The sequence below is a fragment of the Bacillus salipaludis genome (assembly GCF_004358205.1).
Genome location: NZ_SMYO01000005.1, coordinates 156,887 through 182,136, shown reverse-complemented (window position 1 = coordinate 182,136; position 25,250 = coordinate 156,887). Strand labels below are relative to the sequence as shown.

Genomic DNA, 25,250 nt, shown 5'->3' with positions numbered 1-25,250 from the left:
AAAAACTTCTCTGCTACAGAGAAGTTAAAGCAGTTGAATATTCAATCCATAGACTCTTAATTTGCTGCGAAAGGATTGGGGTATGCTTTACTATCATCCCGGCCAATACAGAATGATCTAATGGATTCTGTAAAACTTCCAATGGAATAAGCGCTGCAATATATAATAAAATAAAAATAAGTAAATAGACTTCGGCAAATCCAAGGAATCCCCCTGCCCAAACATTTAAAAATCTAAGGACCGGCAAATGGGCAATAAAATCAAGCATGGAACCAATGATTTGACACAGTACCTTTACAGCAAAAAAGATGATGGCAAAGGCAATCGCCCGATAAAAGGCTACTTCCATATTGCTGCTGCCCGTTAACAGCTTTAAGGTAGTGTCTTCCCCTAATTTGGGATAAGGAATCCACAATGTTAACCTTGAAGCCAAATCATCATAGTATAAATTTGCCACAATATATGCAATAATAAAACCTGTTAAATGTACAAGCTGAAGGATAAATCCCCTTCTAAGACCTGTAAAAAATCCGATAATTAATAAAATAATAATGGCTAAATCCAGCATTGACTTTTCAGTCCTTTTCCTTAATTAATTCAGCTTTCAGCCGCTCCAATTGATCTTTGATTTTAATATAATCATTAACGGCATTTACCGCTGTTAGTACGGCTAATTTACTTACATCGAGCGACGGATTCCTGGAGCTGATTTCCCGCATTTTATCGTCAACTAATGAGGCGACAAGCCTGATATGGCTTGAACTTTCATCTCCGACAATGACATATTGCTGTCCGTAAATATCAACGGTTGTTCTTGATTTTTGTGAGTTTGACAACGTAAATGCCTCCATTCAAAGGAATCCTACTCTCTATCATACCACGAACGGGTATACGTGGAAAAGTTAAACCATACAGAAATGTGGAAAACTCTTGGGAATTTCACATAATCAAATCTAATTTTATAGAAATGTGGTGCAAATTTTGGGGAATGTTGTTTTAAATTGCGATCTAACTGAAATCACAAAAATGAAAAACTATTATAATTCCTTTCTGACCGATAAAACGCCTCCTGGCAGTATTTTTGCTGCCAAAACCCCAGCTTGTATGATTACGGCCTATAAGTCAGGCAAAGTGCTTTTTCAAGGCAATAATTGTGAAGGAGAGGCAAGCAAATGGGGGAATTCTACTCCCAAAGCTTCTGCGCCTATTCGAAAAAGCAATACTGCGGCGAAAACTGGTTCAGCTAAGGGCAATGTGCCAACGGGAATAGGACTTATGTCCGCCATTGGTTCGGATGAAGTCGGTACCGGGGACTTTTTCGGCCCGATTACAGTCGTCGCTGCTTTTGTTAAAAAAGAGGATATCCCTCTATTAAAAGAATTGGGTGTCAGAGATTCAAAAGATTTAAATGATGAAAAAATTATTGCAATTGCTAAAGTAATTAAGGATGTTGTTCCTTACAGCCTGCTAACTTTAAAAAATGAAAAGTATAATAGGCTGCAGCAATCGGGAATGTCACAGGGGAAAATGAAGGCGATCCTACATAATCAAGCGATTTTGCATGTGTTAGAAAAAATCTCTCCTGCAAAACCGGAGGCCATTTTGATTGACCAATTTGTGCAGGAGAGTACTTATTTTCAACATCTTAAGGGACAGAAAGCGATTGCCCGTGAGAATGTTTATTTTAGTACGAAAGCAGAAGGGATCCATTTAGCAGTTGCTGCTGCCTCCATCCTTGCGCGCTATGCCTTCGTTCAGTATATCGATAAACTCAGTGCTGCAGCAGGCTTTACGATTCCTAAGGGTGCAGGGTCACAGGTAGATGAAGCGGCAGCCAAGCTGATTTTGAAAAAAGGGCAGGATGTTTTGCCTGCGTATGTGAAACTGCATTTTGCCAACACTGAAAAAGCGATGAATCTTGTAAAGAAAAAGAGGGGCTGAATTGATATTCAGCCCCTCTTTTATCTAGCCTCGTAATACTGCCCCAGATTTTTCTTTTAATGCATCAAGCACTTTATTATGAACCTTTGTGACTTCTTCGTCTGTTAAAGTCCGCTCTGGATCAGCATATTTTAATGAGAACGCAATGGATTTTTTGCCTTCTTCCATATGCTCCCCTTCGTATAAATCAAACACATGGGCTTCTTTAATTAAAGGAGCACCTGTTGTTAAAATAATTTCCTTCAAGGTGTTGGAAACTGTTTCTTTATTGGCTACAAGGGCTATATCTCTTGTAATCGATGGGAAACGAGGAATTGCTTCATATTGAAGTGCAGCGGTTTCCTCACCAAGAATATCTTTCAACGAAAGCTCGAACACATAAGTGTCTTTTAAGTCAAGCTCTTTTTGCACCTTTGGATGTACCTGCCCGATAAAGCCCACTTTTTGGTCATTCAGCTGTACTTCCGCTGTACGGCCCGGATGCATGCTATCTACTCTCGCTTGGACAAAATTCACCTGATCAAGCAGTCCTAGTTTCGCAAACATTCCTTCTAAAATCCCTTTTAAAACAAAGAAATCAACAGGCTTTTTCTCACCTTGCCATGAATGGCTATGCCATAAGCCGGTAATCGCAGCCGCTACATGTTCTTCCTCTGTTGGAAGGACTTCAGTCCCATTAGCTAAGAAAACAGCACCCGTTTCATAAACCCCCAAGCTGTCGTTTTGACGGGCACTATTGTATTTTAATACCTCTAACAGCTGTGGCATAATACTTAAGCGGAGAATGCTCCGTTCTTCACTCATCGGCATCGCCAAGCGGATGAACTCACCTTGATTAAGAGCGAATTGCGCCGCTTTTTCTTCACTAGTTAAGGAATACGTAACCGCTTGATAAAGTCCCACACCTTCTAAATATTGGCGGACAATACGGCGTTTTTTCTGATAATCAGATAGTTTTCCAGGAGTGGAAGAACCGATTGGTAATGTTTTTGGAATATTGTCATAGCCATATAGACGCGCTACTTCTTCAATTAAGTCTTCTTCAATTTTAATATCACCACGGCGGGTCGGAGCCGAAACCGTAACGAAATCATTTTCAATCGTCACACCGAATTGCAGACGGTCAAAAATATCTTTAACATCGGCTGCAGTTAGATTTGTTCCAAGGACACGGTTAATTTTTTCAAGTGTAATTGATACAATAGCAGGCTCAACTGTAAGGGTATCCACTTCTGCAGTACCTTCTAACACTTCACCTCCGGCATATTTCACCATTAGGTAAGCTGCCCGGTCTCCTGCAGCACGAACACGATTCGGGTCAACCCCTTTTTCAAAACGCGCACTTGCTTCGCTTCGTAATCCATGGTCTTTTGAAGCTTTTCTGACAGCTGCCCCACTAAAATAAGCCGCTTCTAATAGAACCGTAGTGGTGTCTGAAATTACTTCAGAGTTAGCACCACCCATTACTCCGGCAATGGCTACAGGTTCTGAACCATTTGTGATGACAAGATGGTCAGAGGTCAAGGTGCGTTCTGCATCATCAAGTGTTACAATCTTTTCCCCATCTTTCGCTCGGCGGACAAGGATTTCTTTAGAACCTAAGCGGTCGTAGTCAAACGCATGAAGCGGCTGACCGTATTCTAATAAAATATAGTTTGTAATATCGACGACGTTATTGTGTGGACGAATTCCTGCTGACATTAAGCGTGTTTGCATCCACAATGGGGATGGGCCTATTTTTACATTTTTAATCATTTTCGCAACATATAGCGGATTATCCTCTTTTGCTTCAACAACCACTTTTACATAATCAGATGCTTTTTCACTAGTTGATTGAAGAACTGTTTCCGGAAGCTTTACATCGCGCCCGAGGATTGCTGCCACTTCATAGGCAACACCAAGCATGCTTAAGCAGTCGGATCGATTAGGTGTCAACCCAAGCTCAAGAACTTGGTCATCTCTGTTTAATAATGCCAGCGCATCAGTCCCGACTTCAGCATCATCAGGAAAAACAAAGATTCCCTCAGAATATTCTTTTGGTACAATTTTTCCTTCCATGCCAAGCTCCGTTAACGAGCAAATCATCCCATTTGATTCTTCGCCGCGAAGCTTTGCTTTTTTAATTTTAAAATTGCCTGGAAGCACTGCACCAACCGTGGCCACTGCAACCTTTTGTCCTTGGGCGACATTTGGTGCGCCGCAAATAATTTGAACGGGTGCTTCTTCACCAATATCAACAAGACATTTGCTAAGTTTATCTGCATTTGGATGCTGTTCACGTTCTTGAACATACCCAACTACGACACCCTTAATTCCTTCGTTAAGAACCTCAACGCCCTCAACTTCAATCCCGCTCTTTGTAATTTTTTCAGCTAATTCTTCTGCCGTTACTCCGGATAAATCTACATAATCCTGGAGCCATTTATATGAAACGAACATGTCGTTACTCCTCCTTATTGATTTACTTAAGTGACCGATGGCCTGTTATTATTCATGCGTTGAAAATTGCTTTAAGAAACGAACGTCATTTGTGTAGAAATGACGAATATCATCAATCCCGTATTTTAACATGGCAATCCGCTCTGGACCCATTCCAAATGCGAAGCCTGTGTATTTTTTCGAATCATATCCGGCCATTTCCAATACGTTTGGATGAACCATCCCGGCACCTAAAATTTCAATCCAGCCTGTTCGCTTACATACGCTGCAGCCATGACCACCACAAATTTTACAGGAAATATCCATTTCAACAGATGGCTCTGTAAATGGGAAAAAACTAGGACGAAGGCGGATTTCGCGGTCTTCACCAAACATTTTCTTTGCAAAAACCTCTAATGTCCCTTTCAGATCACTCATACGGATGTTTTCGCCAACCACAAGTCCTTCAATCTGCATAAATTGATGGGAGTGTGTCGCATCATCATTATCGCGTCGGTACACTTTACCCGGACAGATAATTTTAATCGGACCTTTACCTTCATTCTTTTCCATTGTCCTTGCTTGAACCGGTGATGTATGCGTACGAAGCAGGATTTCTTCTGTGATATAAAAAGAGTCCTGCATATCGCGAGCCGGATGTCCTTTTGGCAGGTTTAACGCTTCAAAGTTATAGTAATCCTGCTCAACCTCCGGACCCTCTGCCACCTGGTAGCCCATACCGATAAATAAATCTTCAATTTCTTCGATAATTCTTGTTAATGGATGATGGTTCCCCACTTTGACCGGACGACCAGGCAGCGTAACATCAATCGTTTCCGATGCCAATTTCTCCATTACCGCTGCTTCCTCTAAATCCTTTTGCTTTGCCTCAAGCTTTACAGAAATGGCTTCACGCACCTCATTCGCAAGTGCCCCCATAATCGGACGCTCTTCCGCTGAAAGCTTACCCATCCCGCGAAGCACCTCCGTAATCGGCCCCTTCTTCCCTAAATACGCAACACGAATATCATTCAATTCCTTCAAACTAGAAGACTGCTCAATCTTTCCGATTGCTTCCTCCTGCAACTCCTTTAAACGTTCTTGCATCAGAATTTCCTCCTTTTAATTTCGACAAATTTCGGGTGGCGACAGGCACCTGTCGGATTCTGTCGAATTCAACAAAATAAAAAAACCCCATCCCAAAAAGGGACGAGGTTTTGTTCGCGGTACCACCCTTGTAAACACTGTATGTATAAAACATTAGCGTTCGCTTCATTCGGATAACGGCTTTTCGCCGATGCATCTTTACATTTTCGCTCGAAAATGGTCCCGATGCCAACTCTGGAGGTGAACTTCTCTTGTGTGAACGCGTAAAAGTGCTTTCAGTCACGGCACTTTCTCCCTAAAAGGTTCTGTACAAGATACTTTTCTCCGTCATTGTTTTTGAGAATATCAATATTGTTCATTATTATATAATAATTTTCTTGCGGTTTCAAACCCTAATCAAGCCTATTTTTTCAAATAATAAAGAAGGATGCCAGTTGCGACGGCTACATTTAAGGATTCGCTCTTGCCGTAAATCGGGATATAGAGATTGGCGGTTGTATTGGACAGGATCTCTTTACTGACGCCAGCTCCCTCATTACCGACGACAAGAGCAAAGGATTCAGATGTTTTAGTTTCTGTATAAACAGAAGCATTTTCAAGTGCAGTACCATAAACCGGGATGTTTTTTCCCTTCAGTATTTGGATCCATTCATTTAGGTCTCCCCTTACAATTGGGAGATGAAAATGGCTGCCCTGTGCGGACCTTAGGACTTTTGCGTTAAAAATATCCACGCTGCCGTGTCCGACGATAACAGCCTCAATTCCAGCAGCATCTGCTGTACGGATCATCGTTCCCAAGTTTCCCGGGTCTTGAACTGCATCAATGAATAGAAATGTTTTCGCATTATTTAGTGCAGTTTCGCTGCCTTCTTGACGGCAAATTGCATAAATTCCCTGCGGGGCTTCTGTGTCGGATAATGTATTCGAAATTTCTTCTGTTACTAGTGTGATGGATACTGATCCGGTATCCCAGCGCGGCGGCAGCTCCGCTTTGTCTGAAATAATAATTTCTAGAACCTGTTCTCTTTGTTTTAGGGCCTCTTCTACTAAGTGAAATCCTTCTACGATGAACAATCCTGTTTTATCACGTTCTTTTTTGGTTTGCAGCTTTTTCCATTGTTTCACCAGTGGATTTTGGACAGATTGAATGTGTTTCAACAGTAAATCTCCTTTTACATGCTTTTTAATTTCCTCATTATACATAATTAAACCAAAATTAGAAATGATAATAAAGAATCGAAGGCTAAAAAGGAGTGTGTATGGATGAACCTAAACTTAAGAAATGCTATTATTCATAATGTATCTGGGAACTCACAGGCTGAGTTAGAGGATACAATTGTGGATGCCATCCAAAATGGCGAAGAAAAAATGCTCCCAGGTCTTGGGGTATTATTTGAAGTAATTTGGAAAAATTCCTCCGAGGATGAGAAAAAAGAGATGCTGTCTTCACTTGAAAATGGTTTAAAACAATAATGGATGAAGTTAGCTGCCGATTTTGAGATCGGCAGTTTTTTTATAAAATGGCTGTGTTAAAGGACAATGTTGATTTTTGAACAGCGTTGATTGGAGCGGAAGGCACGAAGACTCCTCGAAAATGCTAACGCATTTTCTTCGTGCTTGGGCGGATTCAAGGAAGCAATTCAGTGTCCTGTGGGAGTACGGGACAGGGGAGACCCCGCAGGAGCGAAGCGACGAGGAGGCTCCCCCAACCGCCCACGAACCCCTTGTGCCTGGAGCGGAAATCAACAACTAATTTTAATAGAGACTATAAAATAAATCCCCCGAGGCGCTGCCCCCGGGGGAAAATATCTTTATTCAAATGTAATCTTATCAACCGTTTCGCGGTCTAATCGCTTAATGACTTCCACAATTAATTTAACCGCATTTTCAAAATCATCACGATGAAGCATGGCCGCGTGAGAGTGTATATAACGCGTAGCGATAGTAATCGCTAAAGTCGGAACACCCTTATGCGTCAAATGAATCGAACCTGCATCCGTTCCACCGCCTGGAATCGCATCATACTGGTACGGAATATTTAATTCATCTGCAACATCTGTGATAAAATCACGTAAGCCCTTATGAGAAACAAGCGATGCATCATATAAAATGATTTGCGGTCCTTTCCCCATCTTGCTCATGGCTTCCTGCTCAGAAATTCCAGGAGTATCGCCGGCAATTCCTACATCAACACCAAAACCGATATCCGGCTCAATTTTTGCAGCTGATGTCCGCGCTCCACGTAAACCAACTTCTTCTTGAATGGTGCCCACACCATAAACCTCATTCGGATGGTCCACACCCTGCAATTGTTTTAGAACATCAATTGCAATCGCGCAGCCGATTCGATTGTCCCAAGCTTTAGCCAACAGCATTTTTTCATTGTTCATTACCGTAAATTCAAAATATGGAACGACCATATCCCCCGGACAAACGCCCCAGCCCATTGCCTCTTCACGGCTTGAGGCACCAATATCAATGAACATATCTTTAATTTCAACTGGTTTTTTCCGCGCTTCAGCAGATAAAATATGCGGCGGCTTTGAACCGATTACACCGGTTACTTCACCTTTTTTCGTAACAATCGTCACGCGCTGAGCGAGCATGACCTGCCCCCACCAACCGCCGACAGTTTGGAAGCGAAGAAAGCCTTTATCATCGATTTGGGTAATCATAAAGCCGACTTCATCAAGATGACCGGCCACCATAATCTTCGGACCGCCTTCTTTACCGACCTTTTTGGCAATCAAACTGCCAAGTCCGTCTGTTATAACTTCATCAGCATATGGAGCTATGTATTTTTTCATGACTTCGCGAACTTCGCGTTCATTACCGGGAATCCCTTTGGCATCAGTTAAATCTTTTAACATTGTTAAAGTTTCATCTAGTTTAGCCATTTTTCTGCCCCCTTTTGATTGGATTGTTTGAGAATGTCTAGCTTAACACTTCTAAAACATCCTCTTATGTACCAACTTTCATTATACAAAATCGATTAACAAATTAACAAATTTTCCTTCTAATAATTATTTTCTTGTCTTTGATAATTTACTTCGTTTTTTGCAAAATATGCCTGTTCGATTTCCTCAGAAGATAATCCCAAAAGTGAAGCCAATTGCAAGTACCCTTCCCATAATGCTTGATACTCATTAAAACCTCTATTCTTTTGAAAATTACCAACTAATTCGTAAATCGCAAGAAATTGTTCTGTTAGGTTCATCGAGGCTTCTGTGCGTCTCATTACTAATTCACGGTCATGAAAGTCGCATTCAATCCCAAGAGATAATATAAAATGAATACCATCAACAAATTCCTCTAAAATAACCTCCTTTGTAGAAGAAGGTTTTACGCTCCAGAACTTAAAGCAGCGGGTCTCATTTGCCAATTCCCCAATTTCAACAAGCAATGCAAGAATCTTTCTATTTACTAAATCTTCCGCCATCAAACCATGTTTTTCTTGAATATGAGAATCTAATGCTTTCTGCATTTCAAACAATTTTTCAAGCTGCATCTTTTTGATCACTCCCTTAGAGAATTATATCAAACTCAAAAACGAATGAAACTTTTTTGCCACGCTATCGTATAGAAAGAAAACTCTCTCTGGGAGGCATTACCAATGGTTTGGTTTCTGCGCATCATTTTATTGATTTTTATTATTTTCTTTTTTTATGTCATACTCAAAAACATTTTTACCCCTTCTAGGAAGCTTAAATCTGCCCGGAAACAAAAGCGTTTTTTGCTTCTTGATAGTGATGATGTTAGAAGGAACTTCCAGCTGACCTACAAAGGGGCTGTGTTTACAGGTGAAAAATATAACGGTAGTACCGCTATTTCCATTACGATTTGGCCACAAAATAAGCCAAGTGGATTAGCTAAAGAAGACTTTATTTTTATTGAAAAAAAGATCTGTGAAAAATATCCATATGCCGAGATTCATTGGAAAAGTCCGATTCAGGAATTCCTAAAAGACACTTAATATTTTAAAAATAAATAGAGCATTAGGATAAATTCTATAACGGCTAGCAACGGAAAACCGATTTTAAACTGAACATGCTTCGTTTTATGGCGATAAAGCTGCATTCCCATCGTTGCTCCTACTGCACCGCCGAACAATGCCACAAGCCATAATGTTTTTTCTTGAATTCTGTATTTATGATGAATCGCTCTTTGTTTATCTTCCCACATAATGATTAACCCCGTGAAATTCATAACAATATAAGCGAGTATTAAGATTGTTTTCCCCTCCACTCACGATTCCTCCTTATGAGAAAAAGCCATCCTCAAAGAAGAGAATGGCTTTTTATATAATTACTTGTTAATTTGTTGTTTTGCAACGTTTGCTAATTCATTGAATGCATTTATATCACTTACTGCTAATTCAGCAAGCATTTTGCGGTTTACTTCGATACCAGCAAGCTTTAATCCGTGCATTAAACGGCTGTAAGATAGACCGTTCATACGTGCTGCTGCATTGATACGAGTAATCCAAAGTTTGCGGAAATCGCGTTTTTTCTGACGACGATCACGGAATGCATATTGTAATGATTTCATTACTTGTTGGTTTGCAACTTTATATAAAGTATGTTTAGAACCGAAATAACCTTTTGCTAATTTAAGAACCTTTTTACGACGCTTGCGCGTAACTGTACCGCCTTTTACACGTGGCATGTAATTTCCCTCCTATATAAATCGAAAATACGAGATTATTTAACGTAAGTTAATAAGTGACGAATGCGTTTGAAATCGCCTTTTGAAACAAGTGAAGATTTGCGAAGCTTACGCTTTGCTTTTGTAGATTTGTTAGCAAATAAGTGACTTGTATAAGCGTGGTCACGCTTTAATTGACCAGAACCAGTCTTTTTGAAACGCTTTGCAGCGCCGCGGTGAGTTTTCATTTTTGGCATTGGGAACTTCCTCCTTATTACTTGTCTGTTTTAGGTGCTAGAACTAGGAACATGCTTCGTCCGTCCATTTTAGGATGTGACTCAATGGTCGCAACTTCTTTGCACGCTTGGGAAAAACGGTCTAACACACGCTGACCGATTTCTTTATGGGTAATTGCCCGGCCCTTGAATCGGATTGAAGCTTTTACCTTGTCGCCTTTTTCCAAAAACTTAATGGCATTTCGAAGCTTTGTATTAAAATCATGCTCATCAATTGTCGGGCTTAGACGAACTTCCTTCGTGGTAATGATTTTTTGGTTTTTACGAGCTTCTTTGTCTTTCTTTTGCTGCTCGAATTTAAATTTTCCATAGTCCATAATTCGGGCTACCGGAGGCTTTGCAGTTGGTGCTACAAGCACTAAATCAAGATTCACTCGTCCTGCAATCTCCAACGCATCGTTTTTGGATTTAATTCCTAACTGCTCACCATTTTGATCAATTAGGCGAACCTCACGAGCGCGAATTCCCTCATTTAACAACATGTCTTTGCTAATAATTAGCCACCTCCAAGGTTTAATCACGAAAACAACATCCAGGTCAAGAAGGATCTTAAAAAGGCTCCTCGTTACTTATGACACTAAGCAAATCGTCAGATACTAAAACTTTTAAGCAATGCTTTGTTTTTTTAACCAAACAAAAAAGTGCGGATGAAACCACCCACACTTTACGAAACATAAGTAATAAAACAAAAAGTTCACGTAAAACCTGCCAACTGCTAAAAAGCGTCAATCAGGTGAGAAGCGGGTGCTCCTTCTTTTCCTAAAATCGTATTCTATTTTCACCTTGATTACTATAACATAAGCAAAGACGTAATGTCAAATAGACTATGTTCATGCAACGAAATTTATTTTAGCAAGAAACAAAAAATTATTCAATAGTTTTTTCAAAAACAAAAAGGAAGGTAAATCCTTCCTTTTAAAAAATTAGCCTTTTCTTACTTCGTCCTTTAATGCATCAAGGAATGCCGCAAAGGCTATAGTTTCTGAGTTTTGTTCGCCATATTTACGGACATTGACGGCATTCTCTTCGACTTCCTTGTCGCCTACAACGAGCATATATGGAATTTTTTGCATTTGAGCTTCACGGATTTTATAGCCGATCTTCTCATCGCGTCCATCTAATTCAACACGGAAGCCGGCGCTTTTTAGCTGTTCTTGAATTTTTCTAGCATAGTCGTAGTGTGCTGCAGGTGAAACCGGAATAACTTGAACCTGAACAGGTGCTAACCATGTTGGGAATGCCCCTTTGTATTCCTCAATTAAGAAGGCAACAAAGCGTTCCATTGTTGAAACGACACCACGGTGAATAACAACTGGACGGTGTTGCTTTCCGTCTTCCCCTACATAAGTTAAATCAAAACGCTCAGGCAATAAGAAGTCTAATTGAACAGTAGAAAGTGTTTCATCTTTACCTAATGCTGTTCTAACCTGAACATCAAGTTTAGGTCCGTAGAATGCCGCTTCCCCTTCCGCTTCATAATACTCTAGACCCATATCATCCATTGCTTCCTTCAGCATGCTTTGTGCTTTTTCCCACATTGCATCATCATCAAAGTACTTCGCTTTATCCTGTGGATCACGGTAGGACAAACGGAACGAGTATTCTGTTAAGTTAAAGTCTTTATAGACATCCAAAATTAAGCGGACAACGCGCTGGAATTCTTCCTTAATCTGATCAGGGCGGACAAAGATATGGGCATCATTTAAAGTCATTCCCCGGACACGCTGCAACCCTGATAACGCACCAGACATTTCATAACGGTGCATAGTTCCTAGCTCGGCAATCCGTATTGGCAGCTCACGGTAGCTGTGAATCGCATTTTTATAAACCATCATGTGATGAGGACAGTTCATTGGGCGAAGCACTAATTGTTCGTTATCCATGTCCATAACTGGGAACATGTCTTCCTGGTAATGGTCCCAGTGACCTGAAGTCTTATAAAGATTCACATTCCCCATTATCGGAGTGTAAACATGGTCATATCCTAGGCTTACTTCCTTATCAACAATATAACGCTCAACGATACGTCGAATCGTTGCCCCCTTAGGAAGCCATAATGGTAATCCCTGCCCAACTAATTGAGAACTTGTGAAAAGACTTAATTCCTTACCAATTTTACGATGATCACGCTCTTTTGCTTCTTCGAGCAGACGAAGATGTTCTGCTAAATCTTCTTTCTTGAAGAAGGCTGTACCGTAAATACGCTGCAGCATTTTATTGTTGCTGTCACCGCGCCAATAGGCACCTGCAATGCTTAAAAGCTTAAATTCTTTAATTTTTCCAGTTGACGGTACATGAACACCGCGGCAAAGGTCGAAAAATTCACCCTGCTCGTAGATTGTCACTGTTTCCTCATCAGGAATCGCTTCGATTAATTCAAGCTTATACGGGTCGCCAGCTTCTTTAAACAGTTGTACAGCTTCTGCACGACTTACTTCTTTACGAACAATTTCAAGATTTTCATTGACGATTTTCGCCATTTCTTTTTCAATCTTTGGAAGATCTTCAGGTGTTAACGAATCTTCCAAATCCATGTCATAATAAAAACCGCCTTCAATGACAGGGCCTACACCTAAATTTACATTTGGATAAAGCCGGTTAACTGCCTGTGCCATTAAATGAGCTGTACTGTGACGTAAAACCTCTAATGCATCACTTGAATCCGGTGTAACAATTTCTATTGAACCGTCTTCTGGAATTGGACGGCGAAGATCAACTAATTTACCATTCCATTTGCCGGCAATCGCCTTTTTCTTGAGGCCGGGACTGATGGAAGCAGCAATATCTTCCGTTGTTGTTCCCCGTGGGAACTCCTTTACTGCCCCATCTGGAAACGAAATCTTAACAACGTCTGACATGATAATTCCTCCTTCATATTTTAAGTGTCCGGGATTAAATTTGATCCCGTATCACTTTTTATAAAAATAAAAAAACCCGTCCCTAAAGAAAGGGACGGGTTATAATTAACACGTGGTTCCACCCAATTTTTCATTTTAAAAGACCTTTTGCTTTTTAAAATGACTTTGGACAAATAACGGATGATTAGCCGTCAGCATTTACTAACCCTGCAGAAAAGAAAGGTATTCACTGCCGAAGTTTAAAGGTGGTAAGTATTTTTCTCGTGATAGGAGATTTTCAGCCTAGGACCTCCCTCTCTAGAAACCGTAAAAAAATACTGTTATCCTTATCATTACTTTTTACGCATGTATGATTGTAAGTAAACTATGTACGTAATTATAATGATTCAATTTTGAAAAATCAAGTTCCTTTAGCCCATTTTTGCATTTTTATTTTTCACGCATGATTTTCCCCCATTTCATTCCTATACTCCTCTTGCTCCTTTACTTTCCGCAGTGCTTGAAAGGATTTGAGCGTAACCCTTTCTTCAAAAATATTTTGAATTGTTCGAACTAGCGGTGCATCAGGTTCCTTTGCATAAAGAAAAATCGTTTTGGGCGCAATCGACAAAAGCGGTGCAATCGATGCAGAGTCAACATAGACCGGATGATTCACCAGTAATTTTCGGTCAATCATTTTTGTTAACTCCCCCCTTTTGATTTCTGCAAATTGGGCAGTAAAGAAAGTGATTTCCTCATCAAACAATAGATGGAGCGTGTCCATTTTCGGCTCTCGTCCAGCCAAAAATTCACGTAGAGTTTGAATAAACATTTGATATTCCTGCTCCATTTTATATTCATCAATTGAAATTTCTACATAGTTTTCAAGCATCTGCAGGTAGGGACGCAGCCGAAATTTAAGAAAGGAATCGAAGGAAAAAGAAATATTTTCTTGAAAAACCTGTTCAATTGCTTCCTTGACCTTCGGTTCTTCAGCTGTTTCTTTTAATAAAATGGCTAAATCCTCCCGATGCCCTTCCTGGATTGAATAAATAATATCGATAATTTGCTGCTGCTCTTCGGGGTCATCATAATAAAAATGTTCCTTGAGTATGTCCCTATACCAGTCTTCTGTCTTTATTTTTACAATAAACCCGAAAAAGGCATCCTTTACTTTTTCAAACGTTAAAGCAGATAATCCGCCTTCAAAAATTTTTACTATATATCGATCTTCGTGGAGAAGAATATCATGTTCAGTTAAACAATCTTTTAAATACGTCAGCAAGTGGTTATAAAATCGCTTTGCATCCATCTTGCCTTGGAAGATGATTTCCGCCAACCAAATCCCCCCTATGTCCCAAACTCTGTTTTTAATATATATGGGGGACTTGGCCAAAATAGAATAAGAAAAGCGGAAGTGCCTTAATCAGCCCCGAAAAGCGCTGGAGGGCCTGGTGGTGAAGGCGCTCTTTGCCTTCATCACCGGGACCGAAGCAACCTCGAGGGGCTAGGCACTGGAGCTAGACAGTTATCCCAAAAGAAAAAGGAATGCCAATATTATATTAGCAATCCTTTTTTCATCATCCCTATTTAATTTCGGCGGTTTGGGCCATCTACCTGTACAGGCACAGTCAGACTACGGATTCTTTCCATAATCCGGCGGGCTTTCATTTTTTCTTCCTCGCCACGCTGGCTATAGGTTAAATGATGTTCCAGCCCTTGATAATCAAAATTAGAGGTAAAAAACGTCGGCAGATTTTCAAGCATCCGGAACTGCATGATTGGTCCTAATACCTCATCCCTCGTCCAGCTGGACACAGCTTCTGCACCAATATCGTCCAACATTAGGATTGGTTCTTTTTTTAATGCTTCAATTTTTTCATTTAAGGTTGAATCCGCTATGGAGCTTTTCATTTCCCTTAACAGTTCAGGAACATAGACAATCATCGAGGAAATTTTCTTTTTTGCAAGCTCATTGGCAATTGCACCTAATAAATAGGATTTCCCAACCCCAAATTTGCCATAAAGATATAGCCCTTTTTGCCTCTTATTCTGTTCATAATTCATTAAAAAGTCGGCAGCATGATCAATTGCATCAAGTCTGCCTGAATCACCCTCATAATCCTCAAAGGTCGCTTCTAATATATCTCTCGGGACATAAAGGCTTTTAATTAATTGCTCGTTTTTCCTTTTTTCATCAGCAATGACCTTCCGTGGACATTTTTCATATACCACGTCAATCGAATTACGCCTTAAAACAAGAGAAGGATGATAGCCCTTCATCATATTAATACAGCTGTCAAGACTTTGGCAGCGGCTGCATTCCTTACTTTGGTTCGTATACTCAAAAAGTTTGCTTAAGCTTTTTTCAATCATTGCATCGTTTATTTGCTCCCGATGCTCATTAAGAAATGCTTTAATATCAGGATGCTGGAGTAGATCCCGCCGCATCTTTTCATAGCGTTTTTGAAAGTTTTCATTTGAGGCCAACCGCTTCAAGGTTTGGTTTATTCTTTCCAATATTCGTCACCCTCTATTTGCGAAATGCCTTTAATTTTTCCTCGATGGCACGCTTTTTCGCTTCTAGTTCCTTGTTATTCTCGACAGGAGCATCTTTAGCTGCTGTCTGAGATTTTTCTTCAAACCACTCAGGAAGTACTTCGGTTCGAATTGGCTTTTGCTTTGAAGAAGATTTTCCCGATTTCTTTGTTTCACTCCACCCAAGGTAGGTGTTATGCTCCTTCTTTGCGAGGTCCATCGCTTCTTTAACTGTTTTAACCTGCTTTCTTGCCCAGTGCCCGGCGATTTTTTCAACATACCCTTTTGTAAATTTCATATCTGTTTTTAGTAATACAAATTGAATGAGTACATTCATAACTCCCGGGAGAAGCTTTTGTTTAAACATCATTTCTTCGATAATTTCTAAGTCAGCTTTTGAAGGTTCGACACCGCCAGAGGAGTCTTTAAAAACCTTCACAGGCGAAGTGGTCTCCAATGAACGAATTAACTGCTCCTCCTGTGTTTTTGGCTCCTCAAGCTGAACGCGGTAAACGTGCGGCTGTGTTCGTTCAATTAAGGACGGCAGCTGATCATAATGGACATATTGATACCAATCACGGGCAGCCTTTCTTAATTCCTCGACATCAATTTCATTTACCTCATTAACGGCCCCTATGACGATATTTTTCATTTGAATCGGATCAATATCATAAAGAAATCCAAGATTACTAATAACCTCTTTCACTTTTGGAGTGAGTGCTTTTTTCGGTACAAGTGAATCATTTAATCCCGCTTGTAATAAATCAAAATTAAAGGTATTCACATCAACCACAATTGGTTTCTGTTCATTCCGGCCGATAAACTGCTGGTCATTGCCAGGGTCCAGTTCACTTTGAATGTCCTGCATATACTGCAGGCTTCCAGGGGTAGCTGAGGCAAAGACATCCTGAAATGCCTTTGTAACTTCAACAAATCCCTCTTCATTCGGCTTTTTTTGATCACTAAAAAACCGCTTTAGCCGGGCGAAATGATTCTTGCCGATTTTTCGATATAAATAAATATTAAGCATTCCATCTAAAAAGAATTGTTCTGGCGTGAGCGGCGGGTGAAGCTCGTAAATAAACGAGCGCTCCTCATCTGTTTTCACATATGTCTTTAATAAACCAATTCCCTCCAGCTTTAATCGTGCCTCATAAATATCTTTTAGATTATGCCCTAGTAAATTCATTAATAAATGATGCGTGGAGGGTTCAGACCACATTCTGTTTTCTTCAAGCTCTGCCCATAGTGTCATATATAAACTAGAGCAGGTTGATCCAATTAATGGCTGATACAATAAGGTCAGCACTTTTCGGTCATATTCATGTAGTAACCCACTGGCCGCAACAATATAACGATCGATTGGAATAAGCTCCTGCCAATGCTGCGCCATATATTTCAAACCCTTCTTATAAAAATTTTTCCAGTGAAAAAAATGAGAGCCAAAGTCTCTTTAGCTCCCTATGATTTCTCTTTTTTTATCAGTTCTGTTAATTCATTAATAAATACATTAATGTCTTTAAATTGACGGTAAACAGAGGCAAATCGGACATATGCGACTTCATCCACATTTACGAGTCTGTCCATCACCATTTCGCCAATCATATCACTTTTAATCTCGGAGACTCCTTGACTTCGCAGTTCTTTTTCTACCCCTTGCGTGATATCCTCTAATTCTTTTAATGCAACAGGGCGCTTCTCACAAGCTTTAATTAAGCCCCTTAAAATTTTATCCCGGCTGAATTCTTCCCTTGTACCTTCCTTTTTAACAACAATTAAGGGAATCTCTTCAATTTTCTCAAAGGTTGTAAAACGATAGCCGCATTCTTCACATTCTCGTCTGCGCCGTGTTGCCCGCCCCTCATCAACTGGACGGGAATCAAGCACACGTGTACCATAATTTTGACAAGATGGGCATTTCATTGTTAATCAGCTCCAAATCTATCCGACAAAACCCGAACAAGTGTCATCATATCTTACCTTTATCTTATAAAAAACAACCCTTTAAGACAAGTAGAACTATTAGGCGTTTTTACCTGTACCAATATATGTATGTAGTTGTTTTAGCTTGTCGTAATAAGAAGTGATTCTCTTCCTTAAAGCAGGATAGGTCCCGCCGACTGAAAAATGTTCGGTTGAAAGATTAAAATCCACAGCCGTTTCCATTCCTCTAATTGATATGACCGTAGCAATTAGAAAACAAGGAAATGGTTTCATTACCTCAACGGCTATTTCGCCTCGCTCTTTCGATACGGTTATGATCCGGCAATCCGCATCCTGCCTAAATAATTCCTCAACAGATTGGAATAATTGATTAAAACTGGATTTATAGTAATGTGTTTTTAACTGTTCATCTGAGTGCTTATCAGAGGTTTCAATTTGTTTACTAAACCTTAAGAACATATTCCCAAAAAGTGCCATATCCATCCTCCCAAAAAATATCTTTCTTCCTAGTTTACATCAAATATTATGAAAATAAAAAGAGGAGTATCATCGGATACGCCTCTTCTTCTGCCATTTTCACTTTTATAAGGTTTAAAGGACTTTTGCCTGTTTCACTTGAACAGGGCCCATACCACGTGGAATTTCAATATTTTCACGTGTTTCCGCATTTAAAGCTTCTGCGATATAGTCGGCAGCAATATTCGGATTCAAATCGCCGCAAGTATACACATCAATGCTCGCATATCCGTGTTCTGGGAAGCTGTGAATGGTTAAATGTGATTCAGAAATAATCACGACACCGCTCACGCCTTGAGGAGCAAATTTATGGAAAGCCACTTCGCGGATTTCCGCACCTGACTTAAGAGCTGCCTCAACAAAAGTTTGTTCAATAAAGTCCATATCATTCAATTTTTCAAAATCGCATCCCCATAATTCTGAGATTACGTGTCTACCCATAGTTTCCATATTCAATTTCCCCCTCTAAGGATTTTTGCTTCGTTCTTGAAATCCTGTTATTGACGGTAGCAAAGTAATTACCACGGGGGAAAGTTAGTCCAGAGAGGTCCTAACCCTTTAAGTAATCGATCGTTACCTAATTTCAAGAAGTTCACGATGACTAGTATACTTTGTTTATATTTTTTTTGCAACCTATCAAAATAAAAATTTTTAAAGATTCTATTATAAATTACCTGTTGATTTCCGCTCCAAGCAAATCTTTAACATACCGTTTATGTAAAAAAAATTGCTGCCAATTGACAGCAATTTTTTGTTTCAGCGGGTTTTATCCCACTTTCACCTGTTTTGTATTCGCCAATTCTTGTGCGACAAATAGAGTTAAATCAACAACGCGTGATGAATAGCCCCACTCATTATCATACCAAGCAAGTACCTTGACTTTTCTTGTGCCCATTACCATGGTAGATAGACCATCAATAATGGCTGAATGTTGGTTTGTGTTAAAATCAACTGAAACAAGCGGCTCCATTGTAAAATCTAAAATTCCTTTTAATGGTCCATCTGCTGCTTCAATAAATGCATGATTAATATCATCAACTGTAACATCTTGTTTTAAGTCAACTACTAAATCAACTAAAGAAACATTTGGCGTAGGAACACGAAGCGCCATTCCATGCAATTTGCCCTTAAGCTGTGGTAAAACTAAGGATAATGCTTTAGCAGCGCCAGTTGTTGTTGGAATGATAGATTGTCCACACGCTCTAGCCCTGCGTAAATCTTTATGTGGATTATCGATATTCTTTTGGTCATTTGTATAGGCATGAATCGTTGTCATTAAACCGGATTCAATTCCAAACTTTTCATCCAATACTTTTGCGACTGGCGCAAGGCAATTTGTTGTACAAGATGCATTTGAAATGATGTCATGCTCGTTAAGGTCAAGCATTTCGTCGTTTACCCCAACAACAATGGTAACATCCTCATTTTTACCTGGAGCAGTTAAAATTACCTTTTTAGCTCCTGCATCCAAATGTAATGCTGCTTTTTCACGGGAATTAAATTTACCTGTTGCTTCAATTACGATATCTATATTAAGCTCTTTCCAAGGAAGTTCTTCCGGATTTCTGCTGCTTAATAATTTCACTCTTTTTCCATTTACGATTAACTCATCATCTAAGGCAATAACTTCCCCTTGAAAAGGTCCGTGATTTGTATCATATTTAATAAGATGAGCTAATGTCTCAGCCGGATAGCTCGCATTAATCGCTACAACTTCAAGCTTATTTTCAAGGATCGCTTTTCTAAAAACCATCCTTCCGATTCTCCCAAAACCGTTAATTGCAATTCTTGCTTTCATTTTACGGCCCCTTCCGCATAAGTGTTATACTGTTAACTTGTTTTCTTGTAATTAGTATAACATATTAATCCGTAATTGTGATGAATAATATGCGGATTTTCTTAATGTTTTATTTTTCAGATAATTCACCCAGGTGAAAATCCCTTGATTTAACGCTAAAAACTAGCGATTCCAATAAAAAAAGAGAAGGGAAATCCCTTCTCAAATAGGTTATACATTATAGATTTTCTCCCCATTTATCTAAAACTTCAAGGAGTTGTTTTTTTGTTTCTATTAGGGTGCCATTATTATTGAGGACGGCATCCGCCAGTTTTACTTTTTCTGCAAGCGGCATTTGTGAATGGATTCTAGCCTCCGCTTCATCCTTCGAAAGCTGATTTCTCTCCATCAACCTCTGGAGCTGAACCTCACGTTCTACATAAACAAGAATTGTTTTTTGGACCATATAGGTTAGCTTGCTCTCGAATAATAATGGGATATCGAGAACGACGATTTTTTCTTGATTCGAAATGGCCGCTTCCATTTGTTGTCTCATTCGTTTTCGTACTTCGGGATGAACAATCTCATTTAAGAGCTGTCTCTTGTCTTTATGGTGAAAAATAATCGAACCTAATTTTTGACGATCAATTTCTTCATTCGGAAGTAAAATATCGCTGCCGAAGGATTCAATAATTTTGTTATAGGCAGGCTCACCTTTTTCCACTGCAAGGCGTGCTTCGATATCTGCATCAATAACGGTGATATCCATTTCCTTAAACATATTGGATACCGTGCTTTTTCCACTGGCGATTCCGCCTGTTAATCCAATAACGAGTGACATGCTCTGATCCTTTCTATCTAACAAAAATTATTCATTTGACTACAAGAATTAACTAGCTCCAGCGCCTAGCCCCTCGAGGACGCTTCGGTCCTGCCAATGAAGTCAAAAAACGACTTCACTGTCAGGCCCGCAAGCAGCTGCTGGGGCTGAACAAGTCGCTTCCGCTTTTCGTATCATAATTTCCATATTCCAATTAAGATTAACATGACCCCCGGTAAGAAGGTAAATTTCTGAATCCATTCATATTTGTGAAAGAATGTTCCAATTTTAATTCCAAAAACGACAAAGGATGGGCTCATAATCGCTACCGCTATCGCCAAATAGTAAGGGGAAAACCCAAGCATAGCAGCCCCAATTCCTGCGCCAAAAGAGTCTAATGACAACGCAAACCCCAGCGCTAATGCCTCAATTCCTGTAATGGTACCAGATTGGTCAAAATCGGCAGACATTGGTTTTTTCAAAATATTTATGGCTAAACCGAGAGAGCGAATTTCAAAATTTACAATTGTTTTTTCTTGTTTTTGAACTTCTTTCTCTTTTTCCGGCCGAAAATATTGATAAATGACTCCTGCACCCAAAGCAATAAGGATGAATCCCCCAAGCCCTGCCGTTATACTTGGTGATAATATTTTTGCAAGACCATGTCCGATTGACACAGCGAGTAATAAAGATAATCCCGCACAGCTAGCAATGATAAGAACTGATTTAACCGGCATGACCATTTTTCTTAATCCATAGGTAAATCCAACACTAAAGCTGTCGAGACTAAGAGCAAGAGCTAGCAAGAGAAGTGAGAACAATTGAACCATTGATTTAGGGCTCCTTCCTGTCAATCACTACGATAGTATATGGAAGGAGCCTATCCTATGTGTGCCTTTAAACCGGCTTTTACATCATGATTAAATCTTTTGGCAGCTTGGACAAAAATGTGTTCCACGGCCGCCGACCGTTATTTTTTCAAGCGGTGTACCGCATCGTTTACATGCTTCGCCCTTGCGTCCATAGGCATATAATTCAAGCTGAAACATGCCAATCTCTCCTTGAGAGTTGACATAAGAACGTATCGTACTTCCGCCCTTTTTCACTGCTTCACTTAATGTATGAATAATTTCTCGATGAAGATTTGTGGTTTCTTCCTCAGTCAATGTATTCGCAATCCGTTCCGGATGAATCCCTGCCCGGAAAAGGGCTTCATCTACATATATATTTCCAAGCCCAACGAGGACCTTTTGATCTAAAAGTGCCGGTTTTACTTTCCTTGTTGTCTTTTTTAACATCTCGCTTAAATAATCTCTTGTAAAGGTATCATCAAAGGGCTCTGGTCCAAGATCAAATAATGGCGGCCGGAAAAATTCTTCCCCTTTTTTATATAAATGCATTGTTCCAAATTTACGAACATCACGATACCTTAAATCGGTTTCATCGGTAAAATGAAAAATCACATGGGTATGCTTATCATAAGGCTCATTTTTAGGATAGAGTCCGTATTTTCCTTCCATCCTTAAATGGGAAACAAGCGCATAATGGTCGGTATATAGGATTAAAAATTTCCCTCTCCTCCCCACATCCAAAATGGTTTCCCCTTTTAGGGCATCAATGAATTGCTCGATTTCTACGGGATTTTTTATGATTTTCGGCCAATGGACTATGATATCTTTAATTTTCTTATGAAGAACTAAATTTTTTAACGTTTTTCGCACCGTTTCGACTTCTGGAAGTTCAGGCATTCAAATTCACCTCATTTTACTTGGCATCAAACCAGGTTGGCCCATATGCATAGTCTACTTTTAATGGCACCTTCAATTCCAGTGCATGTTCCATTACTTCCGGTACCAACGTTTTTAAAATTTCAATCTCATCCTGTGGTGCCTCGAAGATCAATTCATCATGGACCTGAAGCAATAGCCTTGTTTTTAAGTTGTGCCCTTTCAGTGCTGCATCCATCTCAATCATGGCTTTTTTAATAATATCAGCCGCACTCCCTTGAATCGGGGTGTTCATCGCCGTTCTTTCCGCAAAGCTGCGAATATTAAAATTACGGCTGGTGATTTCCGGGATATATCTTCTGCGCTGCAATAATGTCGTAACATATCCCTTTTGTTTTGCCAGTTTAATGATATCATCCATATAATCTTTGACACCCGGATAGCTGTTAAGATAACGTTCAATAAAATTTCCTGCCTCTTTACGGGTAATACCTAATCCCTGTGATAAACCATAATCGCTGATTCCATAAACAATTCCAAAATTTACGGCCTTTGCCTGACGTCTCATATTAGAGGTGACCTCCTCCGCACTGACATGGAATACTTCCATCGCGGTTTTCGTATGAATATCCAGGTCTTCTTTAAAGGCTTGAATCAGTTTGGCATCACCGGCAATATCCGCTAAGACACGCAATTCAATCTGCGAATAATCCGCAGCAAAAATCACCCAGTCTTTTTCGGATGGAACGAAGGCCTGCCGAATTTTTCGTCCTTCTTCCAAACGAATTGGAATGTTTTGCAGGTTCGGATCAATAGAACTTAGTCTTCCTGTCGCAGTTAAAGTTTGTTGAAATCTTGTATGGACCTTACTATTTTCAGGATTAATGACCTTAAGTAACCCTTCAATATAGGTTGACTGCAACTTACCTAATTGCCTGTAAAGAAGAATATATTCAATGATTTCATGATCAGGCGCCAGTTTTTCTAATACATCAGCAGAAGTTGAATATCCCGTTTTCGTTTTCTTGAATGAAGGCAGACCCAATTTCTCAAATAGGATAATCCCTAGTTGTTTAGGCGAATTAATGTTAAACTTCTCACCTGCTAATTCATGGATGACCTTTTCGATGTCGATTAAACGGTCGTTAATCTCCTGCCCCATCAACTGCAGCCGCTCGCTGTCCACCTTTATCCCACATGCCTCCATATCTGCTAAAATAAGCGATAACGGCATCTCAAGATCAGTGAACAATTCATATTGTTCATTTTGTATTAAATCATGTTCCAGTTTTTCCTTTAAAACAGACATTGCCAAGCTTTTTCTTACTAAATGATCCGCATGCAGCTGGGTATCGGGAATTTTCCGTTTGGCTCCTTTTCCATAAAAGGCTTCATCAGATTGAATATTATGAACATCATTTCTTTTTGCAATGGATGCAAGATCTTCAATGCTTTCAGTCGGGTTGATGATGTAAGAAGCAATCAAAGTATCAAAATCGACACCTTTTAAATGAATTCCATATCTTCTTAAAGAAACCTCTGAACGTTTTGCATCATATACCGTTTTCGTTTTATTTTCGTCTTCAGCCCATTTTTTAAATTCCTCTGATTTTATTGCCAATTCCGTTGGAAAATAAAAATTCCCGTTTTCATTTACCAGTGAAAAACCGATAATGTCAGCATAATGGTAATTGTCATCGAGCATTTCCACATAGAAATAATTATGATCGGCAAATAAATCCGCAGTGATTTCTTCCGGAATCTGAAACTCGATCTCTTCCAAATCGTCCTGAACTTCACCTACTTCAGACTCTCCGAGTTTATCCAGCAATGAATTAAAGCCTAATTCTTTAAAAAATGCCACCACTTTTTCTCTGGTAAACCCTTCATAGGAAATTTCATCTAGTTTTATTTCGACTGGAGCCTTTCTTTCAATCGTTGCTAACTCTTTGCTCATTAACGCTTGGCCTTTAAATTCTTCGAGCTTTTCCTGCAGTTTTTTACCGCTGACTTGCCCGATGGAATCCAGAAGATTTTCCAGTGTCGAAAATTCCTTAAGTAATTTAATTGCCGTTTTTTCACCGACTCCCGGTACCCCCGGGATATTGTCAGATGAATCTCCCATTAAACCCTTCATATCGATAATTTGCCCAGGAGTAAGACCGTATTTTTCTTGAATATGCTCTGGAGTATATTCTTCAATATCTGTAATCCCTTTTCGGGTAATTCCGACTGTAATGTTATTCGAGGATAGCTGTGTTAAATCCTTATCTCCGGAGATCACTTTTACATCATAACCATTCTCTTCAGCATTTAGTGAGAGAGTGCCGATAATATCATCTGCCTCATAATTGTTGAGTTCATAACGTGAAATCCCATAGGCATCTAACAGTTCACGGATAAACGGAAATTGCTCTGATAATTCTGGAGGTGTTTTTTGCCTGCCACCCTTATATTCCTCAAACGTTTTGTGACGAAAGGTCGTTTTTCCTGCATCAAAGGCAACTAAGATATGGGTCGGTTGTTCATCTTCAATAATCTTCATCAGCATCATGGTAAAACCATAAACTGCATTTGTATGAATTCCTTTATCATTATTCAGCAGCGGCAACGCAAAAAATGCCCGGTAGGCAATACTATTCCCGTCTATTAATACTAGCTTTTTCTGATCCATCAGGAACCTCC

26 protein-coding genes and 2 other annotated features are annotated in these 25,250 nt (G+C 39.7%); of the genes, 3 read left to right on the top strand and 23 right to left on the bottom strand.

Going from position 1 to position 25,250, the window contains the following annotated elements:
- Positions 1-13 precede the first annotated feature (13 nt).
- Both E2K98_RS11515 and zapA read right to left on the bottom strand, forming a co-directional pair.
- Positions 14-568 (bottom strand): CvpA family protein, encoded by a 555-nt coding sequence (locus E2K98_RS11515; RefSeq protein ID WP_133334380.1) that lies wholly within the window; start codon positions 566-568, stop codon positions 14-16.
- A gap of 7 nt (positions 569-575) precedes the next feature.
- The gene (gene zapA, locus E2K98_RS11510) at positions 576-836 is read right to left on the bottom strand and encodes a cell division protein ZapA (RefSeq protein WP_133334379.1); all 261 of its coding nucleotides are present in this window, start codon (positions 834-836) and stop codon (positions 576-578) included.
- Between the two features lie 145 nt (positions 837-981).
- On the opposite strand from zapA, the gene rnhC reads away from it, so the two are divergent.
- Complete coding sequence (gene rnhC / locus E2K98_RS11505) at positions 982-1,941, top strand: ribonuclease HIII (RefSeq protein WP_133334378.1); 960 nt, start codon at positions 982-984, stop codon at positions 1,939-1,941.
- Between the two features lie 24 nt (positions 1,942-1,965).
- Here rnhC and pheT read toward each other — a convergent pair whose 3' ends face one another.
- The 3 genes from pheT to E2K98_RS11490 form a co-directional block, all read right to left on the bottom strand.
- Positions 1,966-4,380 carry a phenylalanine--tRNA ligase subunit beta gene (gene pheT / locus E2K98_RS11500; RefSeq protein WP_133334377.1) on the bottom strand — a complete coding sequence of 805 codons (2,415 nt, stop codon included), beginning with the start codon at positions 4,378-4,380 and terminating at the stop codon, positions 1,966-1,968.
- A 48-nt stretch (positions 4,381-4,428) separates the two neighbouring features.
- A complete protein-coding gene (gene pheS / locus E2K98_RS11495; RefSeq protein ID WP_133334376.1) occupies positions 4,429-5,466 on the bottom strand; it encodes a phenylalanine--tRNA ligase subunit alpha in 1,038 nt (345 codons plus the stop codon).
- A 95-nt stretch (positions 5,467-5,561) separates the two neighbouring features.
- Positions 5,562-5,806: a binding site (T-box leader), on the bottom strand.
- Positions 5,807-5,868: 62 nt separating this feature from the next.
- Complete coding sequence (locus tag E2K98_RS11490) at positions 5,869-6,624, bottom strand: TrmH family RNA methyltransferase (protein WP_133334375.1); 756 nt, start codon at positions 6,622-6,624, stop codon at positions 5,869-5,871.
- Positions 6,625-6,729: 105 nt separating this feature from the next.
- Between E2K98_RS11490 and sspI the strand changes: the two genes are divergently transcribed.
- Complete coding sequence (gene sspI / locus E2K98_RS11485) at positions 6,730-6,939, top strand: small acid-soluble spore protein SspI (protein ID WP_133334374.1); 210 nt, start codon at positions 6,730-6,732, stop codon at positions 6,937-6,939.
- Positions 6,940-7,277: 338 nt separating this feature from the next.
- Here sspI and E2K98_RS11480 read toward each other — a convergent pair whose 3' ends face one another.
- Together E2K98_RS11480 and E2K98_RS11475 are read right to left on the bottom strand one after the other, a co-directional pair.
- Positions 7,278-8,363, bottom strand: coding sequence for a M42 family metallopeptidase (locus E2K98_RS11480; protein WP_133334373.1), 1,086 nt, complete (start codon positions 8,361-8,363; stop codon positions 7,278-7,280).
- 119 nt (positions 8,364-8,482) lie between these two features.
- Positions 8,483-8,974: a dUTP diphosphatase gene (locus E2K98_RS11475; protein WP_133334372.1), complete on the bottom strand. Its 492-nt coding sequence runs from the start codon at positions 8,972-8,974 to the stop codon at positions 8,483-8,485.
- A gap of 105 nt (positions 8,975-9,079) precedes the next feature.
- Here E2K98_RS11475 and E2K98_RS11470 point away from each other — a divergent pair, with 105 nt between their 5' ends.
- Positions 9,080-9,439 carry a sigma-w pathway protein ysdB gene (locus E2K98_RS11470; RefSeq protein ID WP_133334371.1) on the top strand — a complete coding sequence of 120 codons (360 nt, stop codon included), beginning with the start codon at positions 9,080-9,082 and terminating at the stop codon, positions 9,437-9,439.
- On the opposite strand, the gene E2K98_RS11465 is transcribed toward E2K98_RS11470, so the two are convergent.
- The 16 genes from E2K98_RS11465 to polA all read right to left on the bottom strand — a co-directional run bounded on the left by E2K98_RS11465 (position 9,436) and on the right by polA (position 25,239).
- Positions 9,436-9,711 (bottom strand): DUF1294 domain-containing protein, encoded by a 276-nt coding sequence (locus tag E2K98_RS11465; protein ID WP_235824790.1) that lies wholly within the window; start codon positions 9,709-9,711, stop codon positions 9,436-9,438. The two genes, E2K98_RS11470 and E2K98_RS11465, sit on opposite strands and share 4 nt — an antisense overlap.
- Positions 9,712-9,771: 60 nt before the next feature.
- Positions 9,772-10,131 (bottom strand): 50S ribosomal protein L20, encoded by a 360-nt coding sequence (gene rplT / locus E2K98_RS11460; RefSeq protein WP_133334370.1) that lies wholly within the window; start codon positions 10,129-10,131, stop codon positions 9,772-9,774.
- Positions 10,132-10,166: 35 nt separating this feature from the next.
- Positions 10,167-10,367 carry a 50S ribosomal protein L35 gene (gene rpmI / locus E2K98_RS11455; protein ID WP_026572234.1) on the bottom strand — a complete coding sequence of 67 codons (201 nt, stop codon included), beginning with the start codon at positions 10,365-10,367 and terminating at the stop codon, positions 10,167-10,169.
- A 17-nt stretch (positions 10,368-10,384) separates the two neighbouring features.
- Positions 10,385-10,903: a translation initiation factor IF-3 gene (gene infC / locus E2K98_RS11450; protein ID WP_165976260.1), complete on the bottom strand. Its 519-nt coding sequence runs from the start codon at positions 10,901-10,903 to the stop codon at positions 10,385-10,387.
- A 132-nt stretch (positions 10,904-11,035) separates the two neighbouring features.
- Positions 11,036-11,168, bottom strand: a sequence feature (ribosomal protein L20 leader region).
- Positions 11,169-11,329: 161 nt separating this feature from the next.
- The gene (gene thrS, locus E2K98_RS11445; protein WP_133334369.1) at positions 11,330-13,264 is read right to left on the bottom strand and encodes a threonine--tRNA ligase; all 1,935 of its coding nucleotides are present in this window, start codon (positions 13,262-13,264) and stop codon (positions 11,330-11,332) included.
- 436 nt (positions 13,265-13,700) lie between these two features.
- Entirely contained in the window at positions 13,701-14,582 is an 882-nt protein-coding gene (locus E2K98_RS11440; RefSeq protein WP_133334368.1) for a putative sporulation protein YtxC, read from the bottom strand.
- Positions 14,583-14,833: 251 nt separating this feature from the next.
- Positions 14,834-15,763: a primosomal protein DnaI gene (gene dnaI / locus E2K98_RS11435; RefSeq protein WP_133334367.1), complete on the bottom strand. Its 930-nt coding sequence runs from the start codon at positions 15,761-15,763 to the stop codon at positions 14,834-14,836.
- 13 nt (positions 15,764-15,776) lie between these two features.
- A complete protein-coding gene (locus tag E2K98_RS11430; protein ID WP_133334366.1) occupies positions 15,777-17,174 on the bottom strand; it encodes a replication initiation and membrane attachment family protein in 1,398 nt (465 codons plus the stop codon).
- 68 nt (positions 17,175-17,242) lie between these two features.
- Complete coding sequence (gene nrdR, locus E2K98_RS11425) at positions 17,243-17,704, bottom strand: transcriptional regulator NrdR (RefSeq protein ID WP_026572228.1); 462 nt, start codon at positions 17,702-17,704, stop codon at positions 17,243-17,245.
- 99 nt (positions 17,705-17,803) lie between these two features.
- Positions 17,804-18,202, bottom strand: a complete 399-nt coding sequence (locus E2K98_RS11420; protein ID WP_133334365.1) for a hypothetical protein — start codon at positions 18,200-18,202, stop codon at positions 17,804-17,806.
- A 114-nt stretch (positions 18,203-18,316) separates the two neighbouring features.
- Positions 18,317-18,691, bottom strand: a complete 375-nt coding sequence (gene speD, locus E2K98_RS11415) for an adenosylmethionine decarboxylase (protein WP_026572226.1) — start codon at positions 18,689-18,691, stop codon at positions 18,317-18,319.
- A gap of 316 nt (positions 18,692-19,007) precedes the next feature.
- Positions 19,008-20,039: a glyceraldehyde-3-phosphate dehydrogenase gene (locus tag E2K98_RS11410; RefSeq protein ID WP_133334364.1), complete on the bottom strand. Its 1,032-nt coding sequence runs from the start codon at positions 20,037-20,039 to the stop codon at positions 19,008-19,010.
- A gap of 217 nt (positions 20,040-20,256) precedes the next feature.
- Positions 20,257-20,859: a dephospho-CoA kinase gene (gene coaE, locus E2K98_RS11405; RefSeq protein ID WP_133334363.1), complete on the bottom strand. Its 603-nt coding sequence runs from the start codon at positions 20,857-20,859 to the stop codon at positions 20,257-20,259.
- A 173-nt stretch (positions 20,860-21,032) separates the two neighbouring features.
- Complete coding sequence (gene ytaF / locus E2K98_RS11400) at positions 21,033-21,668, bottom strand: sporulation membrane protein YtaF (protein WP_133334362.1); 636 nt, start codon at positions 21,666-21,668, stop codon at positions 21,033-21,035.
- Positions 21,669-21,758: 90 nt separating this feature from the next.
- Positions 21,759-22,586 (bottom strand): DNA-formamidopyrimidine glycosylase, encoded by an 828-nt coding sequence (mutM, locus tag E2K98_RS11395; RefSeq protein WP_133334361.1) that lies wholly within the window; start codon positions 22,584-22,586, stop codon positions 21,759-21,761.
- Between the two features lie 16 nt (positions 22,587-22,602).
- Positions 22,603-25,239, bottom strand: coding sequence for a DNA polymerase I (gene polA / locus E2K98_RS11390; RefSeq protein ID WP_133334360.1), 2,637 nt, complete (start codon positions 25,237-25,239; stop codon positions 22,603-22,605).
- Between the last annotated feature and the right edge of the window lie 11 nt (positions 25,240-25,250).

Excerpts from the sequence above, each read along its gene's own strand:
- E2K98_RS11515 (WP_133334380.1), bottom strand. The coding sequence starts at position 568 with ATGCTGGATTTAGCCATTATTATTTTATTAATTATCGGATTTTTTACA.
- pheT (WP_133334377.1), bottom strand. The coding sequence starts at position 4,380 with ATGTTCGTTTCATATAAATGGCTCCAGGATTATGTAGATTTATCCGGA.
- pheS (WP_133334376.1), bottom strand. The coding sequence starts at position 5,466 with ATGCAAGAACGTTTAAAGGAGTTGCAGGAGGAAGCAATCGGAAAGATT.
- sspI (WP_133334374.1), top strand. The coding sequence starts at position 6,730 with ATGAACCTAAACTTAAGAAATGCTATTATTCATAATGTATCTGGGAAC.
- E2K98_RS11480 (WP_133334373.1), bottom strand. The coding sequence starts at position 8,363 with ATGGCTAAACTAGATGAAACTTTAACAATGTTAAAAGATTTAACTGAT.
- E2K98_RS11475 (WP_133334372.1), bottom strand. The coding sequence starts at position 8,974 with ATGCAGCTTGAAAAATTGTTTGAAATGCAGAAAGCATTAGATTCTCAT.
- E2K98_RS11470 (WP_133334371.1), top strand. The coding sequence starts at position 9,080 with ATGGTTTGGTTTCTGCGCATCATTTTATTGATTTTTATTATTTTCTTT.
- rplT (WP_133334370.1), bottom strand. The coding sequence starts at position 10,131 with ATGCCACGTGTAAAAGGCGGTACAGTTACGCGCAAGCGTCGTAAAAAG.
- rpmI (WP_026572234.1), bottom strand. The coding sequence starts at position 10,367 with ATGCCAAAAATGAAAACTCACCGCGGCGCTGCAAAGCGTTTCAAAAAG.
- thrS (WP_133334369.1), bottom strand. The coding sequence starts at position 13,264 with ATGTCAGACGTTGTTAAGATTTCGTTTCCAGATGGGGCAGTAAAGGAG.
- E2K98_RS11430 (WP_133334366.1), bottom strand. The coding sequence starts at position 17,174 with ATGGCGCAGCATTGGCAGGAGCTTATTCCAATCGATCGTTATATTGTT.
- nrdR (WP_026572228.1), bottom strand. The coding sequence starts at position 17,704 with ATGAAATGCCCATCTTGTCAAAATTATGGTACACGTGTGCTTGATTCC.
- E2K98_RS11420 (WP_133334365.1), bottom strand. The coding sequence starts at position 18,202 with ATGGCACTTTTTGGGAATATGTTCTTAAGGTTTAGTAAACAAATTGAA.
- speD (WP_026572226.1), bottom strand. The coding sequence starts at position 18,691 with ATGGAAACTATGGGTAGACACGTAATCTCAGAATTATGGGGATGCGAT.
- E2K98_RS11410 (WP_133334364.1), bottom strand. The coding sequence starts at position 20,039 with ATGAAAGCAAGAATTGCAATTAACGGTTTTGGGAGAATCGGAAGGATG.
- coaE (WP_133334363.1), bottom strand. The coding sequence starts at position 20,859 with ATGTCACTCGTTATTGGATTAACAGGCGGAATCGCCAGTGGAAAAAGC.
- ytaF (WP_133334362.1), bottom strand. The coding sequence starts at position 21,668 with ATGGTTCAATTGTTCTCACTTCTCTTGCTAGCTCTTGCTCTTAGTCTC.
- mutM (WP_133334361.1), bottom strand. The coding sequence starts at position 22,586 with ATGCCTGAACTTCCAGAAGTCGAAACGGTGCGAAAAACGTTAAAAAAT.
- polA (WP_133334360.1), bottom strand. The coding sequence starts at position 25,239 with ATGGATCAGAAAAAGCTAGTATTAATAGACGGGAATAGTATTGCCTAC.